General features: G+C 39.7%; 12 protein-coding genes, 1 tRNA gene and 1 CRISPR repeat array. Of the genes, 7 read left to right on the forward strand and 6 right to left on the reverse strand.

The genetic code is table 11. The features are described from left to right. Positions 1 to 228: direct repeats of the CRISPR family, unit length 30 nt; unit sequence GAACCATTCGAAACAACACAGCTCTAAAAC. A 90-nt stretch (positions 229 to 318) separates the two neighbouring features. From csn2 to HMPREF2701_RS06975, 6 genes are all read right to left on the reverse strand, one after another. Beyond that, positions 319 to 981, reverse strand: a complete 663-nt coding sequence (gene csn2 / locus HMPREF2701_RS06950; RefSeq protein WP_049486971.1) for a type II-A CRISPR-associated protein Csn2 — start codon at positions 979 to 981, stop codon at positions 319 to 321. Then, entirely contained in the window at positions 971 to 1315 is a 345-nt protein-coding gene (cas2, locus tag HMPREF2701_RS06955) for a CRISPR-associated endonuclease Cas2 (protein ID WP_049486969.1), read from the reverse strand. The genes csn2 and cas2 overlap by 11 nt, the downstream gene beginning before the upstream one ends. After that, the gene (gene cas1, locus HMPREF2701_RS06960) at positions 1312 to 2178 is read right to left on the reverse strand and encodes a type II CRISPR-associated endonuclease Cas1 (protein WP_049486968.1); all 867 of its coding nucleotides are present in this window, start codon (positions 2176 to 2178) and stop codon (positions 1312 to 1314) included. Before cas1 ends, cas2 begins: the two co-directional genes overlap by 4 nt. After that, positions 2178 to 6314 carry a type II CRISPR RNA-guided endonuclease Cas9 gene (cas9, locus tag HMPREF2701_RS06965; RefSeq protein WP_070482558.1) on the reverse strand — a complete coding sequence of 1379 codons (4137 nt, stop codon included), beginning with the start codon at positions 6312 to 6314 and terminating at the stop codon, positions 2178 to 2180. Before cas9 ends, cas1 begins: the two co-directional genes overlap by 1 nt. Before the next feature lie 503 nt (positions 6315 to 6817). Further along, a complete protein-coding gene (galU, locus tag HMPREF2701_RS06970) occupies positions 6818 to 7717 on the reverse strand; it encodes a UTP--glucose-1-phosphate uridylyltransferase GalU (RefSeq protein ID WP_061590507.1) in 900 nt (299 codons plus the stop codon). A 21-nt stretch (positions 7718 to 7738) separates the two neighbouring features. Next, on the reverse strand, positions 7739 to 8755 hold the full coding sequence (locus HMPREF2701_RS06975) for an NAD(P)H-dependent glycerol-3-phosphate dehydrogenase (protein ID WP_061590508.1): 1017 nt from the start codon (positions 8753 to 8755) through the stop codon (positions 7739 to 7741). A 204-nt stretch (positions 8756 to 8959) separates the two neighbouring features. Between HMPREF2701_RS06975 and patA the strand changes: the two genes are divergently transcribed. The 7 genes from patA to HMPREF2701_RS07015 all read left to right on the forward strand — a co-directional run bounded on the left by patA (position 8960) and on the right by HMPREF2701_RS07015 (position 16997). Continuing rightward, positions 8960 to 10666 carry a multidrug efflux ABC transporter subunit PatA gene (gene patA / locus HMPREF2701_RS06980; RefSeq protein ID WP_049486964.1) on the forward strand — a complete coding sequence of 569 codons (1707 nt, stop codon included), beginning with the start codon at positions 8960 to 8962 and terminating at the stop codon, positions 10664 to 10666. Position 10667: 1 nt separating this feature from the next. Next, the gene (gene patB, locus HMPREF2701_RS06985; RefSeq protein WP_070482560.1) at positions 10668 to 12434 is read left to right on the forward strand and encodes a multidrug efflux ABC transporter subunit PatB; all 1767 of its coding nucleotides are present in this window, start codon (positions 10668 to 10670) and stop codon (positions 12432 to 12434) included. Between the two features lie 137 nt (positions 12435 to 12571). Beyond that, positions 12572 to 13261 carry a gamma-glutamyl-gamma-aminobutyrate hydrolase family protein gene (locus HMPREF2701_RS06990; RefSeq protein ID WP_070482562.1) on the forward strand — a complete coding sequence of 230 codons (690 nt, stop codon included), beginning with the start codon at positions 12572 to 12574 and terminating at the stop codon, positions 13259 to 13261. Positions 13262 to 13431: 170 nt separating this feature from the next. After that, the gene (locus HMPREF2701_RS07000; protein ID WP_070482565.1) at positions 13432 to 14781 is read left to right on the forward strand and encodes a glucose-6-phosphate isomerase; all 1350 of its coding nucleotides are present in this window, start codon (positions 13432 to 13434) and stop codon (positions 14779 to 14781) included. A gap of 127 nt (positions 14782 to 14908) precedes the next feature. Then, complete coding sequence (gene gltX / locus HMPREF2701_RS07005) at positions 14909 to 16369, forward strand: glutamate--tRNA ligase (RefSeq protein ID WP_049515880.1); 1461 nt, start codon at positions 14909 to 14911, stop codon at positions 16367 to 16369. 13 nt (positions 16370 to 16382) lie between these two features. Then, on the forward strand, positions 16383 to 16817 hold the full coding sequence (locus HMPREF2701_RS07010; RefSeq protein WP_049515878.1) for a cytidine deaminase family protein: 435 nt from the start codon (positions 16383 to 16385) through the stop codon (positions 16815 to 16817). A 108-nt stretch (positions 16818 to 16925) separates the two neighbouring features. Further along, a tRNA-Glu gene (locus tag HMPREF2701_RS07015) sits at positions 16926 to 16997 on the forward strand. Positions 16998 to 17069 lie beyond the last annotated feature (72 nt).

Consider the following 17069-nt stretch of genomic DNA (forward strand, 5'->3'; position numbering starts at 1 on the left):
GAACCATTCGAAACAACACAGCTCTAAAACTGACAAATCTATTGAGAGCGTGACAGAGAGGTTTTGGAACCATTCGAAACAACACAGCTCTAAAACACATAATATTATATAACATGATTGATAACCGTTTTGGAACCATTCGAAACAACACAGCTCTAAAACTAATCATGATGGACACATTCCTGAATGATCGTTTTGGAACCATTCGAAACAACACAGCTCTAAAACCTCGTAGAAAAATTTTTCTCACGAAATTTCGTAATCGCGCCATTCGTCTCAGCCAGACTTCAGCTCGTCAGGCTCCAATTGTTACCCTTATTATACCATATTTTCAGGGTTCAAGAAATAGTCTTGATCCAGCACATATTGAGGAAAATCATAGACTTTTCGAGGTTCGACAAATAAGACCCTTAGTTGATTGAGTTGGATATACTCTATCAGATTTACTAACTCATCCTTTGATAGATAGGCGGACGCATTGATGAAGACAAGGAGTTTCTTTTTGGAAAGATATTTAAAAACCTGGACAATTTCTAGCATCTTTTCGAAAGGTGTATCACTCAGAGTTTCAACTTTGACCCCTAGAGCATCGATCAACTCTAGAATGGTGATTTCATCGTACTCTAGGTCTAGTTCATTTTCTAAGCACTCAAATGCTAACAATTCTGTAATCGTAGCTACCAGTTTTTCAATCATGGATTTGACTTCTGGCTTGTCATTAAGCTGATTTTCAAGATCTGCATGTATCAGCTTGAGCATAGAAGAGGAGTTGAGATTGTATCCTAAGACATCCGTTATTACCAGTAACTCAGACTCTTTCAGAGATTTTAGATTTCTATCAAATAATTTCAAGTCCCCATCATCAGTGTACTGGTAGAACTGCTTGACGATAGTCGAAAAGGTAAACTGGTCTTCCAACACTAAAAAGGTTGCATTTTCAATAGCCAATGGTTCATCTAATAATGGGAAATTAATCTTCATCTCTAGGCTCCTCTCCTAGAAAGACTAAACGTGCATCGGAGTTTGCTACACTGGTATTTCGCTCGCCATTTAAGTAGATCATGCGAGAAAATTGCTTTTCTGTAACGGTTAAGAGAGTAATGTTTCCTTTTTTAGGGTTGTGAGTTTTGAGTCGCTCAATCATGGCGTTATTAGCAGAGTTGTTGAGCAAAAGTTTGCTATAGATGGAGAATTGGTGCATGATAAATCCCTCATCTATGAGGAACTTCCGAAATTTCCGATAGGCCTTGCGTTCCTCTGCGGTATCAAAGGGCATATCAAACATTAAAATCATACGCATATATCGATAACTCATATCCTAAACTCAGGAACTCCTTTCTCGGGTTGATTGAGAGCTTGGATGACTTTCTTAGTATAGTCACTGACGATATTGGACAGGTACATATCTTTGCCATTGTAGTGGAAGGTGTCTGAGAAAATGGTAAAAAGTTCTCGCTTGATTTTGACAAAAGAACTGCTTCGATTTTCATAGACGATTCTGTCAATAATCGGACGAAAAGGTTCCATAATATCGCTAGCTAGGTTGAATTGATTGAACTGGTTGGCATGTTTCAAGCCAAACTGAGTCATGCAGCCAGACAAGACAATCTCACGCGCAAACATACTCAAAATCAAGGTGTAACCATAGTCTAAGGCAGCATTGACATCATTATCTTGTTCACGGCTAAAATCATTTCCAAACAAGGTGTTAAAATAAATCCGAGCAGCATGACCCTCACGATTGCTAGGATCAAATAAATCCAACCCATGATAGAGATCGATGACTGACTGGCTCTTTTCCAGAAAACCACAACTCCCTAGATAAAAAGCCTGATTGAGAATTTTTTGTGCAATGATGGTTGTCCAGATTTCCGCCTTTACATCTTCATTCCAAGCAATTTGCCGAGAGAGTTGCAAACTGGAATCGTGCCGACCGTAGTAGGGCATTAAGTATGCCGTTGGCAAGCGTTTGTCATCACAAAAGATGACTAGAATATTTTCATCCACCAAACGTTTAATCAGCATAGTGGAGAGAACGATATCCGTCGTCTCTAAAAGTAGGATGTCCACCTCGGACAGGTGAATCAACTCTGTCCGAGAGGCATCTTTAAAAATCAAGTGATTGTTCTTGTAGGAGAGCTTAGAGTGCGTATTGACAACAACGGTTCTCCATCCCATTAGTCTTCTCCCAGTTTGCTTAAGTCAATCCGAGTCTCGTAAAGACCAGTGATGGATTGGTGGATGAGGGTGGATTCTATTATTTTTTTAACCATTTTATCGCTGTCAGTGAATTGCCATCTTTTTATAGGTAATGATAACGTATCATCGAATATTATTTTTTTCTGTCCAGCATTAATATTAGTAAAAGATAAAGTGGTGATGACCCTATTCATAATATTTCTACATTCTTCAATAGTTTGGTTATTGGTTAAAATAAGCTCATCATACTGTTTTTTATTAACCAAGTCTGTTGCTAACATAAATTCTAGAAATTGATTCCAAATTGATTGTATAAGTTGTTGATTGTTTTTTAACAAGCTATCGTGCTCATTTTTATCCAAAGTGGTATATTGAGAAATCAGTTTCATTTGTTTAGTAGTGACAAAAATCTGATTTGCACGTTTCAATTCTTGATTGCTAACTATAAATCTCCTATAGGTTCCGTATTTATGTTTAAATTCCAATACAGTATGCTTAACTAATTTTATTACATGTGAAACATTGTTGATTCCTAGATTTCTTAAATATAAATTAGGGTCTCTTTCAAATTCTAATTTAGTAAGCACTGGAATGCCGACCATTGTGTTTTTAATTTTATTATTTTGCTTGTATGTTACCAGAACTGAATAAGCGATTGTAGGTCTTGCATAGCCACCATATTTTTCAGGTGATAGACCAGATTTGATCGGGATTAGTTTACTTGCGTCAACTACTTTTTCCTTGGACACAATATTATTATCAAACAGACCGCCATTTTGTCCAACGGTTTGTTCTTCTGTTTTCTTCACAATATTCACCTGAGGAAAGGAAAGCACTTTTTTGATTGTTGCGAAATCTTTTTCCTTATTCCAAGCGATTTCTCCAGTGTCTTTAGAGTATTCGATATTTTCTCTTTTTACGATGGTTCCGTCTGCGTAATGCACCTCTTCTTTGAAGAAGTTCAACAAGTTTGAGTAGAAGAAATACTTTTCAGTTGCTTTTTCGACTTCTTTAGGATCTTTGGATTTTGAGATGTAGCGCTTAAGATCGTACTTTTGATAGTCACCATAAACGAATTCAGGCTCTAGTTTAGGATATTTCTTAAGGATGGCCTTAGCAACCACTGCATTTAAATAGGCATCATGCGCGTGGTGGTAGTCATTGATTTCCCGCACCTTGTATAACCCAAATTCTTTACGGAAGTTGGAAACCATGTTGGATTTCAAAGTGATAATTTTGACATTACGGTTCTTCTTATTCTTCTCAGTCACTTCTTTATTGAACCGAGCATCCAAGATCTGAGCAACATGTTTTGTGATTTGGCGTGTTTCAACTAGTTGGCGTTTGATAAAGCCAACTTTATCAAGCTCATCTAGTCCGCCACGTTCAGCTTTAGTTAAATTATTAAATTTGCGCTCTGAAATCAATTTGGAATCCAACAATTGTTGCCAAAAAGCTTTCATCTTTTCAACTACTTCAAGACTAGGAACATTATCGGATTTCCCACGATTTTCTTTTGAACTCGTCAAGACACGGTTATCAAGAGAATCATCCTTGATAAAGGCTTGTGGGATGATATGGTCGATGTCATAGTTACTTAGTTGGTTGATTTCAAGAGGTTTCCCAGTATACATATCTCTCCCATTTTGGAGATAGTAGAGGAAGAGACGGTCGTTTTGAAGTTGAATATTATCTGTTGGATGTTCCTTTAATATAGTTGAATCAAGTCCAGGAGCTAGATTTTTTATTGCATCTTCAATGCGCTTATATCTTTGTTGGGAATTCTTTTTCCCTTTAGCAGTAGTTTGATTTTCACGGGCCATTTCAATGACAATGGACTCGGGAGCATGGCCCATAACCTTGACAAGTTCATCAACAAGCTTGACACTTTGCAAAATTCCCTTTTTAATAGCAGGGCTTCCTGGAAGTTCCTGAACAACTTGTTTCACATCATATGTCTTACCAACCACTTGTGCTTTTTGGATAATTTCTTTGAAGGAAAGTCCGTCATCATTGATTAACTGCATAAAGTTGCGATTGATTTTACCGTCATCAATCAGATAATCAAGAATTGTTTTGCCAGTTTGTTTATCACAGATACCGTTAATCAGCTTGGCAGAGAGTTTTCCCCAACCAGTATAATGTCGACGAGTTAGTGCCTTGATGACTTTTTCATCAAAGAGAGAGTCATATTGAGCAAGGCGTTGCTTAATCATCTCACGATCTTCAAAGATAGTTAGCGTGTGGACGATATTTTCAAGAATCTCTTCATTTTTAGGGTCATCCATAAACTCCTTATCCTTGATAATCTTGAGCAAATCATGGTAAGTAGAAAGACTAGCGTTAAATTGTTTTTCAATTCCTTTTAGTTCGATTCCATCGTAGCCATCAACATTGTGTAGATAATGAATGATGTCTTTTTCAGTTACTTTTCTTTTATCCTCGGCTTTAAAAAATGTATAAAAAATATCTTTCTTTTGCTTTTTGTCTAAAAACTGATACCTTGTTAAACCTTCTGCAATAAATTTTACTTTTGTTAATTCATTATAGACAGCAAATGTTTCATACAAGAGACTGTGCTTAGGCAAAACTTTTTCCTCTGGCAGATACAAGTCATAGTTAGTCATCTTATTGATGAAGTCTTCTGCAGAGCTTGCTTGATCCACAATTTCTTCAAAATTCCAAGGTCTTATTGCTTCATCAGAATTTCGAGTAAGCCAAGCAAAATCACGATTGCCACGAGCCAATGGGCCAACATGGTATGGAATGCGGAAGGTCAAGATTTTCTCAATCTTTTCTCTGTTTTCCTTCAGGAATGGATAATGTTCTCCTTGCCGACGGAGAATAGCATTCATCTCTTGAAGATGAATTTGGTGAGGAATAGAACCATTATCAAAGGTGCGTTGTTTTCTCAAAAAATCTTCGCGTTCAATTTTATCAAGGAAATAATATGCTCCTTCTAATTTAGAGAGAAGATTTTTGATGTATTTGTAAAATGCTTCTTGAGTGGTCTTGCCATCGATATACCCAGCATACCCGTCTTTAGATTGATCAGAAAAAACTTCAACACATTTTTCTGCTGGAAGATTGTTTTTGATGAATTGTTTTAAAGATGCCAAATCTTTTTGGTGATTTTCATAGCGCTCAATCATAGACGCCGATAGTGGAGCCTTGGTTGAAGGATCTGTGACAGTCAAAATTCCAGATAGAAGAATGGCGTCATAGAGTTTTTTAGCAACTAGGAAAAGGTCTGCAAAACCATCTCCAATTTGTCCGAGCAAGTTTTCCAAATCCTCATCATAGGTATCTTTAGAGAATTGTAGTGGGGCTTTTTCTTCCAAGTCAAAATGTTTTTTAAACTCAGCTTGATTTCCTACAATCAACTTGAGAAATTCCGAAAACAAACCAGTGGATTTTTCATCAGGAAAGAGTTTTAGAACGCGTTCTCTCTTTGCAGATTTACTAATTTTATCAGTAAAAATTGCTTCGACTTGTACATTTTGCTCACTAAGGGAACTTCCTTCAAAGGTGTTGTCGTAAATGCTTATAAATTCGTTAAAGATTTTTTGGATATCATTGTTTTTAATATCGAAAGATTCCTCGTATAAAAAATGTCCGCGGTATTTCATCATATGAGCTAATGCTAGATAAATCAATCGCAAGTCAGCTTTTTCTTTTGAGTCTGCCAGCTGTTTTCTCAAATGATAGATAGTTGGGAAATTCTTATGATATTCTTTTTCTTCTGCTAAGGTAGCAAAAATAGGGTATTTACTGCCTCTTTTATCTTCAGGAACTAAAAAGGAGTCATCTAATCGATGAAAGAAACTACTATCTACCTTGCTTATTTCCTCAGAAAAGATTTCTTGAAGATAGCGAAGACGATTTTTTCGACGGGTATAGCGACGGCGCGCTGTTCGTTTGAGACGTCTACCCTCAGCAGTAGTCCCCTCATCAAATAATAAAGCTCCAATTAGATTTTTCTTGATAAAGTGTTTATCAGTATTGCCCAGAACTTTCATCTTTTTCGATGGCACCTTATAGTCATCCGTAATGACGGCCCATCCGACGCTGTTTGTTCCGATATCAAGTCCGATAGAGTAAGGTTTGTTGCTCATTTAGGTTTCTCCTTTGGGTTATACTCTTTAAGTTCTTATTAGTAAACGCTAATATATTAACTTTAGCTAAATTATATATCTTTTGACTATTAAAATCAAGAAATTGTAAAACGTTTTCAACATGTAAGTTTTTAATCTTATAAAATGAAGTGTTATTCTATTTTAGAACAATTTATTCTTGCAATTTTTAAAAGAAAAGTATACAATACAAGTGTTGGAATTATTCGAAACAACACAGCAAGTTAAAATAAGGCTTTGTCCGTACACAACTTGAAAAAGTGCGCACCGATTCGGTGCTTTTTATTTTATTATACAAACTTATTGTGGCCGCATTTTTGTTAAAAAACAAATAATATCGTTGTACTTTCATAAAATATAAGTAGAGTAAGTAAGAAATACAGATTTCTCTTTAGATTATGGATGTTCTAAAGAATAGCAATATAAAATAAAAAGAACTGGGATAATTAACTATCCTAGTTCTTATTTTTACATGAAATATTCTTCTATTCCCCCTCAGATAACTCTTTTCCCAGTTGGACGAGGTAATCTTTCAAATCATCTTTGACTTGTGGGTGCTTGAGGGCGTAGTCAATAGATGTTTTCATAAAGCCAAACTTATCCCCAACGTCGTAACGAGCTCCTGTAAATTCACGGGCGAAAACACGTTGTGTTTTATTAAGCGTATCGATAGCGTCAGTAAGTTGGATTTCATTTCCAGCACCAGGTGCTTGCTTTTCGAGGATTTCAAAAATTTCCGGTGTGAGCAGATAGCGTCCGATGATTGCCAAATCACTTGGAGCATCTTCTGGAGCTGGTTTTTCAACGAAAGTTTCGACACTGTAGAGACCATTAATCCCTTCGCCTTGAGGCGCGATAACTCCATATGCTGAAACTTCTTCATGAGGGACAGGCATAACAGCAATTGTTGATGCGTGAGTTGTCTCGTAATCATTCATCAATTGTTTTGTCAAAGGTACAGCGTGGTCATCTGTGATATCCATTAGATCGTCACCCAGCATGACAACGAAGGGCTCATTCCCTACAAAAGCTTTTGCTTGTAAGACAGCATCTCCCAAACCACGAGGATGGCTTTGACGGATAAAGTGAAGGCGAATGCCAGTTGTTTCGTCTACCAGTTTTAGTAAGTCATGTTTGCCTTTTTCTTTGAGGTTGTATTCAAGCTCAAAGTTTGAGTCGAAGTGGTCCTCTATAGAACGTTTTGACTTACCAGTGACAACCAGAATATCTTCAATACCTGATTTAAGAGCTTCTTCTACGATAAATTGGATAGTTGGTTTGTCTACAATTGGCAACATTTCTTTAGCAAGTGCTTTGGTTGCTGGTAAAAATCGAGTCCCAAGTCCAGCGGCAGGGATGACTGCCTTTCTAACTTTTGATGTCATAAGAATCCTTTCTCTAGAGGGTTAAGACCACTCATTTTCTGCTTTAAATTCATTGTTCATGATGTCATAAATGGCATCTTTGATATTGGTTCCGTGGTAGATAACTTGGTAAATAGCCTGTGTAATGGGCATATAGACTCCAAGTTCTTGCGCTAGTTCATAGGCTGCTCGAGTCGTTGAGATTCCTTCAATCACCATGCCCATATTGGCTTCGATATCAGCTAGAGATTCTCCACGACCAAGAGCATCTCCGGCTCTCCAGTTACGAGAGTGGATGGAGGTTCCCGTTACGATCAAGTCTCCTACACCAGACAAGCCACTATAGGTCAATGGACTGGCACCGAGTGCTACTCCTAAGCGGGTAATTTCTGCCAAGCCTCGAGCGATGATGGCTGCCTTGGCATTGTCACCAAATCCCAGACCATGTAAAGCACCGGCACCGACAGCAATAATATTTTTAAGAGCACCAGCGGTTTCGACCCCGATAACATCCGTATTGGTATAAAGTCGGAAGTAGTGATTACTAAAGAGTTCTTGAACGTATTGAGCGGTTTGTAAATCTTTAGAAGCAGCAGTGATTAAAGTTAGGTCACGCACAATGGTTTCTTCTGCATGACTAGGTCCTGAAACAACGACAATATCACTGCGGAGATGTTCAGGAATTTCTTCTTCAAGGATAGTTGATAATCGTTTATGGCTATCAGGTTCTAATCCCTTTGATGCGTGCATGATGATAGCCTTATGGTCCAAGGTTTTTGCAACTTGTTGGGCAACAAGTCGTGTCACTTTTGTTGGGACAACAAACAAAATCGCATCTACATCTTTCAGTGCCTCTGCTAAGTCGGTGTAGGCAATGATATTTTCATCTAGAACGACATCTTTAAAGTAGTGTTTGTTAGTATGATAGGTATTAATTTCATTGATTTGCTCGGGAATGTTTCCCCAAATACGTACCTCGTGTCCATTGTCATTTAAGACTTGTGAAAGGGCAGTTCCCCAAGAACCAGGCCCCAAGACGGCGATGGTTTGTTTTTCCATATTCCCCTCCTTTATAACCTTCTTTTTACTATTTTACCATAAAAACCTTTATCATGCATTACTGTAGATGAAAGCGCACTAATTTGTATCAAGGAGACTTCTTTGACAAGTTCCCACTTTTTTGCTAGAATAACATCACACAAACAGAATGAGAAGGAGCTGACGCATTGTCGCTCCCTTTTGTCTATTTTTTAAGGAGAAAGTATGCTGATTCAGAAAATAAAAACCTACAAGTGGCAGGCCTTGGCTTCGCTCCTGATGACAGGCTTGATGGTTGCTAGTTCACTTTTGCAACCGCGTTATCTGCAGGAAGTGTTAGACGCCCTCCTTGCTGGGAAATATGAAGCCATTTATAGTATAGGGGCTTGGTTGATTGGTGTGGCCTTGGTCGGTCTAGTTGCTGGTGGTCTTAATGTTGTCCTAGCAGCCTATATTGCCCAAGGAGTTTCATCCGATCTTCGAGAGGATGCCTTCCGTAAAATCCAAACCTTTTCTTATGCCAATATTGAACAATTTAATGCGGGAAATCTAGTCGTTCGCATGACAAATGATATCAACCAGATTCAGAACGTGGTCATGATGACCTTCCAAATTCTTTTCAGACTTCCCCTCTTGTTCATCGGTTCGTTTATCTTGGCGGTTCAAACCCTACCTTCTCTGTGGTGGGTGATTGTTCTCATGGTGATCTTAATTTTTGGTTTGACTGCTGTCATGATGGGTATGATGGGGCCTCGTTTTGCCAAGTTTCAAACCCTTCTTGAACGCATCAATGCCATTGCCAAGGAAAATCTGCGTGGCGTTCGTGTGGTCAAGTCCTTTGTCCAAGAAAAAGAGCAGTTTGCTAAGTTTACGGAGGTTTCAGACGAGCTACTCGGTCAAAATCTTTACATTGGTTATGCCTTTTCAGTAGTGGAACCCTTTATGATGTTGGTCGGTTATGGGTCGGTATTCCTCTCTATTTGGCTAGTTGCAGGGATGGTTCAGTCGGATCCGTCAGTTGTTGGCTCCATTGCTTCCTTTGTCAATTACCTAAGCCAGATTATCTTTACCATTGTTATGGTTGGATTTTTGGGAAATTCTGTCAGTCGTGCCATGATTTCTATGCGTCGTATTCGAGAAATTCTTGACGCAGAGCCAGCCATGACCTTCAAGGATGTGCCAGATGAAGAGTTGGTCGGAAGTCTTAGCTTTGAAAATGTGACCTTTACCTATCCAATGGACAAGGAACCGATGCTGAAAGATGTGACCTTTACTATCGAACCTGGTCAGATGGTTGGTGTAGTTGGAGCCACTGGTGCAGGAAAATCAACCTTGGCTCAATTGATTCCACGTCTCTTTGACCCGCAGGAAGGGGCTATCAAAATCGGAGGCAAGGATATTCGAGAAGTGAGTGAAGGGACCCTGCGTAAAGCTGTCTCTATCGTTCTCCAACGTGCCATTCTCTTTAGTGGGACGATTGCTGATAACTTGAGACAGGGCAAAGGAGATGCCACTCTATTTGAAATGGAGCGAGCAGCCAATATTGCTCAAGCCAGTGAATTCATTCATCGTATGGAAAAAACCTTTGAAAGTCCAGTTGAGGAACGGGGAACCAATTTCTCTGGTGGACAAAAGCAAAGGATGTCGATTGCGCGTGGGATTGTCAGCAATCCACGTATTCTGATTTTTGACGATTCGACCTCGGCCTTGGATGCCAAGTCAGAGCGCCTGGTTCAAGAAGCCTTGAATAAGGACTTGAAGGGGACGACAACCATTATCATCGCGCAAAAGATTAGCTCGGTTGTCCATGCAGACAAGATCTTGGTACTGGATCAAGGACGATTGATTGGTCAAGGTACGCATGCAGACTTGGTTGCCAACAATGCTGTTTACCGTGAAATCTACGAAACACAGAAAGGAAAGGAGGAGTAACATGAAAACAGTTCAATTTTTTTGGAATTATTTTAAAGTCTATAAGCTATCATTTGTAGTTGTCATACTGATGATTGTTCTAGCGACTCTTGCCCAAGCCCTCTTTCCAGTCTTTTCTGGACAAGCGGTGACGCAGCTAGCTAATTTAGTTCAAGCTTATCAAAATGGCAATCCAGAACTTGTTTGGCAAAGTCTATCAGGAATCATGGTCAATCTTGGCCTGCTGGTTTTGGTTCTCTTTATCTCTAGTGTCATATACATGTGTCTCATGACGCGCGTGATTGCAGAGTCGACCAATGAGATGCGCAAAGGCCTCTTCGGTAAGCTTGCTCGCTTGACGGTTTCTTTCTTTGACCGCCGACAAGATGGCGATATCCTGTCTCGTTTTACCAGTGATTTGGATAATATCCTCCAAGCTTTTAACGAAAGCTTGATTCAGGTCATGAGCAACATCGTTCTATACATTGGTCTGATTCTTGTCATGTTTTCGAGAAATGTAACGCTGGCTCTCATCACCATTGCCAGCACACCAGTGGCCTTCCTCATGCTGATTTTCATCGTAAAAATGGCACGCAAATACACCAATCTCCAGCAGAAAGAGGTAGGGAAACTCAACGCCTATATGGATGAGAGTATCTCAGGACAAAAAGCCGTGATTGTGCAAGGAATTCAAAAGGATATGATGGCAGGATTTCTTGAGCAAAATGAGCGCGTGCGCAAGGCAACCTTTAAAGGAAGAATGTTCTCAGGAATTCTCTTCCCTGTCATGAATGGCATGAGTCTGGTTAATACAGCCGTCGTCATCTTTGCTGGTTCAGCTATTCTATTAAACGATAAGACTATTGAAACAAGTACAGCCTTAGGTTTGATTGTTATGTTTGCCCAATTTTCACAGCAGTACTACCAGCCTATTATCCAAGTTGCAGCTAGTTGGGGAAGCCTTCAGTTAGCCTTTACTGGGGCTGAACGGATTCAGGAAATGTTTGATGCAGAGGAAGAAATCCGACCTGAAAAGGCTCCAATCTTCACTAAGTTGCAAGAAGGTGTTGAAATTAGTCATATTGATTTTTCATACTTGCCTGATAAACCTATTTTGAAAGATGTCAGCATTTCCGCTCCGAAAGGCCAGATGACAGCGGTTGTTGGGCCGACAGGGTCAGGGAAAACGACTATTATGAACCTCATCAATCGCTTTTATGATGTTGATGCTGGTGGTATTTATTTTGACGGCAAAGACATTCGTGACTATGATTTAGATAGTCTCAGAAGCAAGGTGGGGATTGTCTTGCAAGATTCGGTCTTGTTTAGCGGAACGATTCGAGACAATATCCGTTTCGGTGTGCCAGATGCTAGTCAAGAAATGGTTGAGGCAGCAGCCAAGGCAACCCACATTCACGACTATATCGAAAGCTTACCTGACAAATACGATACCCTTATCGATGATGATCAAAGCATCTTCTCGACAGGACAAAAGCAATTGATTTCTATCGCTCGAACCCTGATGACAGATCCAGAAGTTCTCATTCTAGATGAAGCAACTTCAAACGTAGATACGGTGACAGAAAGCAAGATTCAGCATGCCATGGAGGCGGTTGTAGCAGGCAGAACTAGTTTCGTCATTGCCCACCGTTTGAAGACCATCCTCAATGCAGACCAGATTATTGTCCTTAAAGATGGAGAAGTCATTGAACGCGGTAACCACTATGAACTTTTGAAACTAGGTGGCTTCTACTCAGAACTCTATCACAATCAATTTGTTTTTGAATAAGAAAAAAGTTGTCCCCTTGGGCAGCTTTTTCTTGTTCATAAAAAATATTTATTACGGACTTAAAAAAAACATATTAGACGAAAGGTGTTTTGAGTGATATGATAGGACTATCGTTAATATTCGAAAGGAGAGACATCATGGCTAGAACGGTTGTAGGAGTTGCTGCAAATCTATGTCCCGTAGACGCAGAAGGTAAAAACATTCATTCATCTGTATCTTGTAGATTCGCAGAGAGCATTCGTCAAGTCGGTGGTCTCCCTTTAGTCATTCCTATTGGTGATGAGTCAGTTGTTCGCGATTATGTAGAAATGATTGACAAACTTATCTTGACAGGCGGTCAAAATGTCCATCCTCAGTTTTATGGAGAGAAAAAGACCATCGAGAGTGATGATTACAACCTAGTGCGTGACGAATTTGAATTGGCGCTCTTGAAAGAAGCGCTTCGTCAGAATAAACCAATCATGGCAATCTGTCGCGGTGTCCAACTTGTTAATGTTGCCTTTGGTGGAACTCTCAATCAAGAAATCGAAGGCCACTGGCAAGGACTACCTTTCGGGACATCTCATTCTATTGAGACAGTAGAAGGAAGTGTGGTGGCTAAGCTATTTGGAAAAGAAAGTCAAGTTAATTCCGTTCATCGTCAGAGTATTAAAGATTTGGCACCTAATTTCCGTGTAACTGCTATTGACCCAAGAGACCAGACCATCGAAGCGATTGAGTCTATCGATGAGCACCGCATTATTGGTTTGCAGTGGCATCCAGAGTTTCTGGTTAATGAAGAAGATGGCAATTTAGAATTATTTGAGTATTTATTGAATGAACTGTAACGACTGGGACATCTGGTCGTTCTTTCTTTTATTTTTTCAAAATTTTTGGAATGTGGAATTTTTACGCAAACGTTTGAATTCTGATAAAAATTGGAGAAATTCGACAAAAAAACTTGAAAAAAACGAAGGTAAGCGTTATGATAGAAAAGAAGAAATATTGGAGGAATAACATGTCACATATTAAATTTGATTATTCAAAAGTTTTAGACAAATTTGTTGCACCACATGAAGTGGAATACATGCAATCACAAGTAACAGCAGCAGATGAATTGATCCGTAAAGGAACTGGTGCTGGTAGCGACTTCTTGGGATGGTTGGACCTTCCTGAAAACTACGACCGTGAAGAATTTGACCGCATCTTGAAAGCTGCTGAGCAAATCAAATCAGACAGCGATGTTTTGGTTGTGATCGGTATCGGTGGATCTTACCTTGGTGCAAAAGCAGCAATCGACTTCTTGAATCACCATTTTGCTAACTTGCAAACAAAAGAAGAACGCAAGGCTCCACAAATCCTTTACGCTGGAAACTCAATCTCATCTACTTACCTTGCTGACTTGGTAGAGTACGTAGCTGATAAAGATTTCTCAGTAAACGTGATTTCTAAATCAGGTACAACAACTGAACCAGCTATTGCTTTCCGTGTCTTCAAAGAACTTTTGGTTAAGAAATACGGTCAAGAAGAAGCAAACAAACGTATCTATGCAACAACTGACCGCCAAAAAGGTGCTGTTAAGGTTGAAGCAGACGCTAACAGTTGGGAAACATTTGTGGTTCCAGATGACATCGGTGGACGTTTCTCAGTATTGACAGCAGTTGGTTTGCTTCCAATCGCAGCATCAGGAGCTGATATCAAAGCCCTTATGGAAGGTGCGAACGCAGCTCGTAAAGATTACACTTCAGATAAAATCTCTGAAAACGAAGCTTACCAATACGCAGCAGTTCGTAACATCCTTTACCGTAAAGGCTATGCAACTGAAATCTTGGTAAACTATGAGCCATCACTTCAATACTTCTCAGAATGGTGGAAGCAATTGGCTGGTGAATCAGAAGGGAAAGACCAAAAAGGTATCTACCCAACCTCAGCCAACTTCTCAACTGACTTGCACTCATTGGGTCAATTTATCCAAGAAGGAACTCGTATCATGTTTGAAACAGTTGTTCGTGTTGACAAACCTCGTAAGAATGTGATTATCCCTACCTTGGAAGAAGACCTTGATGGACTTGGTTACCTTCAAGGAAAAGACGTTGATTTTGTAAATAAAAAAGCAACTGACGGTGTTCTTCTTGCCCACACAGATGGTGATGTACCAAACATGTATGTGACTCTTCCAGAGCAAGACGCTTTCACTCTTGGTTACACTATCTACTTCTTCGAATTGGCAATTGCCCTTTCAGGTTACTTGAACGCTATCAACCCATTTGACCAACCAGGTGTTGAAGCATACAAACGTAACATGTTTGCCCTTCTTGGAAAACCAGGATTTGAAGAATTGAGCAAAGAACTTAACGCACGTCTATAATAGAAGAAAAGAGTGGTTTGTCCACTCTTTTTACTCTCTTTATCCATAGAAATTGGACTCAGCCAAGACTTGTGATATAATATAGAGAGCAAAAAGGCAGACGCCTAGAGACTTTATAGGAGAAACTATGTCAAAAGATATCCGCGTACGTTACGCACCAAGTCCAACAGGACTACTACACATCGGAAATGCCCGTACAGCATTGTTCAACTACCTTTACGCACGTCATCACGGTGGAACTTTTATTATCCGTATCGAAGATACTGATCGTAAACGCCATGTCGAAGATGGTGAACGTTCACAGCTTGAAAACCTTCGCTGGTTAGGTATGGATTGGGATGAAAGTCCAGAAACACATGAAAACTACCGCCAGTCTGAGCGTTTGGACTTGTATCAAAAATACATCGACCAACTGTTAGCTGAAGGAAAAGCCTATAAATCTTACGTTACAGAAGAAGAGTTGGCAGCTGAACGCGAACGCCAAGAAGCAGCTGGTGAAACACCACGCTATATCAATGAATACCTTGGCATGAGTGAAGAGGAAAAAGCGGCTTACATCTCAGAACGTGAAGCAGCAGGAATCATCCCAACGGTTCGTTTGGCTGTCAATGAGTCAGGTATCTACAAGTGGCATGATATGGTCAAAGGTGATATCGAATTTGAAGGTGGCAATATCGGTGGTGACTGGGTTATCCAAAAGAAAGACGGTTACCCAACTTACAACTTTGCCGTTGTCATCGATGACCATGATATGCAAATCTCCCATGTTATCCGTGGAGACGACCACATTGCCAACACACCAAAACAGCTTATGGTCTATGAAGCACTTGGTTGGGAAGCTCCAGAGTTCGGTCATATGACCTTGATTATCAACTCTGAAACTGGGAAAAAATTGTCTAAACGTGACACCAACACCCTTCAGTTTATCGAAGACTACCGTAAAAAAGGTTATTTACCAGAAGCAGTCTTTAACTTTATTGCTCTTCTTGGTTGGAACCCAGGTGGCGAAGATGAAATCTTCTCTCGTGAAGAACTCATTAAACTTTTCGATGAAAACCGCCTGAGCAAGTCTCCAGCAGCCTTTGACCAGAAAAAACTCGACTGGATGAGCAATGACTATATCAAGAATGCAGACCTAGAAACTATCTTTGAAATGGCAAAACCATTCTTAGAGGAAGCAGGCCGTTTAACTGACAAGGCTGAAAAATTAGTTGAGCTATATAAACCACAAATGAAATCAGTAGATGAGATTATCCCATTGACAGATCTCTTCTTCTCAGATTTCCCAGAATTGACCGAAGCAGAGCGTGAAGTCATGGCGGGTGAAACAGTCCCAACAGTTCTTGAAGCCTTTAAAGCAAAACTTGAAGCGATGACAGATGCAGAATTTGTGACAGAAAATATTTTCCCACAAATCAAAGCTGTCCAAAAAGAAACAGGTATTAAAGGGAAAAATCTTTTCATGCCGATTCGTATTGCTGTATCAGGTGAAATGCATGGTCCAGAATTGCCAGATACGATCTTTTTGTTAGGCCGTAAAAAATCAATCCAGCATATCGAAAATATGTTAAAAGAAATCTCTAAATAAGAAGGATGTAATAATGGACATCTGGGAAAAGATGTACGAAGAAGCACAGAAATTATATAATCCACATGAAGTATCTGATTTTGTTTATGCTAACCATGTCGTAGCCGCAGTAGAAGCAGAAGATGGACAAATATTTACAGGTTTCTGTATGGAGGGAACCTGTGGTGTTTTCCATCTCTGCGCAGAGCGTGCGGCACTCTTTAATATGTATCAATTCTCGGGACAAACTAAGGTTAAAAAAGTCTTAGCCTTTCGAGACAAACCACCTTATGGTGGAAGTTCGGGTATGCCTTGTGGCGCTTGCAGAGAGTTCCTCTTAGAGTTGAACGCTGAAAATAAGGACGCAGAATTCATGATGGACTACGATACAAGAAAGACGGTGAAAATCGCAGAACTAATCCCATATTGGTGGGGAGAAGAACGTGCTTCTAAGTTTAATAATCAATAGAAGAGTCAGTATAATTCTGGCTCTTTTTACTTAATTTGAAAAAAGATAAAAAAAGTTGTTGACAAGTTAGAAAAAGTCTGTATAATAGTAAGAGTTGAAAACAACTCTGGTCCGTTGGTCAAGGGGTTAAGACACCGCCTTTTCACGGCGGTAACACGGGTTCGAATCCCGTACGGACTATGGTATGTTGCGGTTGAAGCACTTGATGAAAAAAAGTTTCAAAAAAGTTTCAAAAAAGTGTTGACAAGCGAA

The sequence above is a fragment of the Streptococcus sp. HMSC077D04 genome, from assembly GCF_001808785.1.
Classification (GTDB): Bacteria; Bacillota; Bacilli; order Lactobacillales; family Streptococcaceae; genus Streptococcus; species Streptococcus mitis_BX.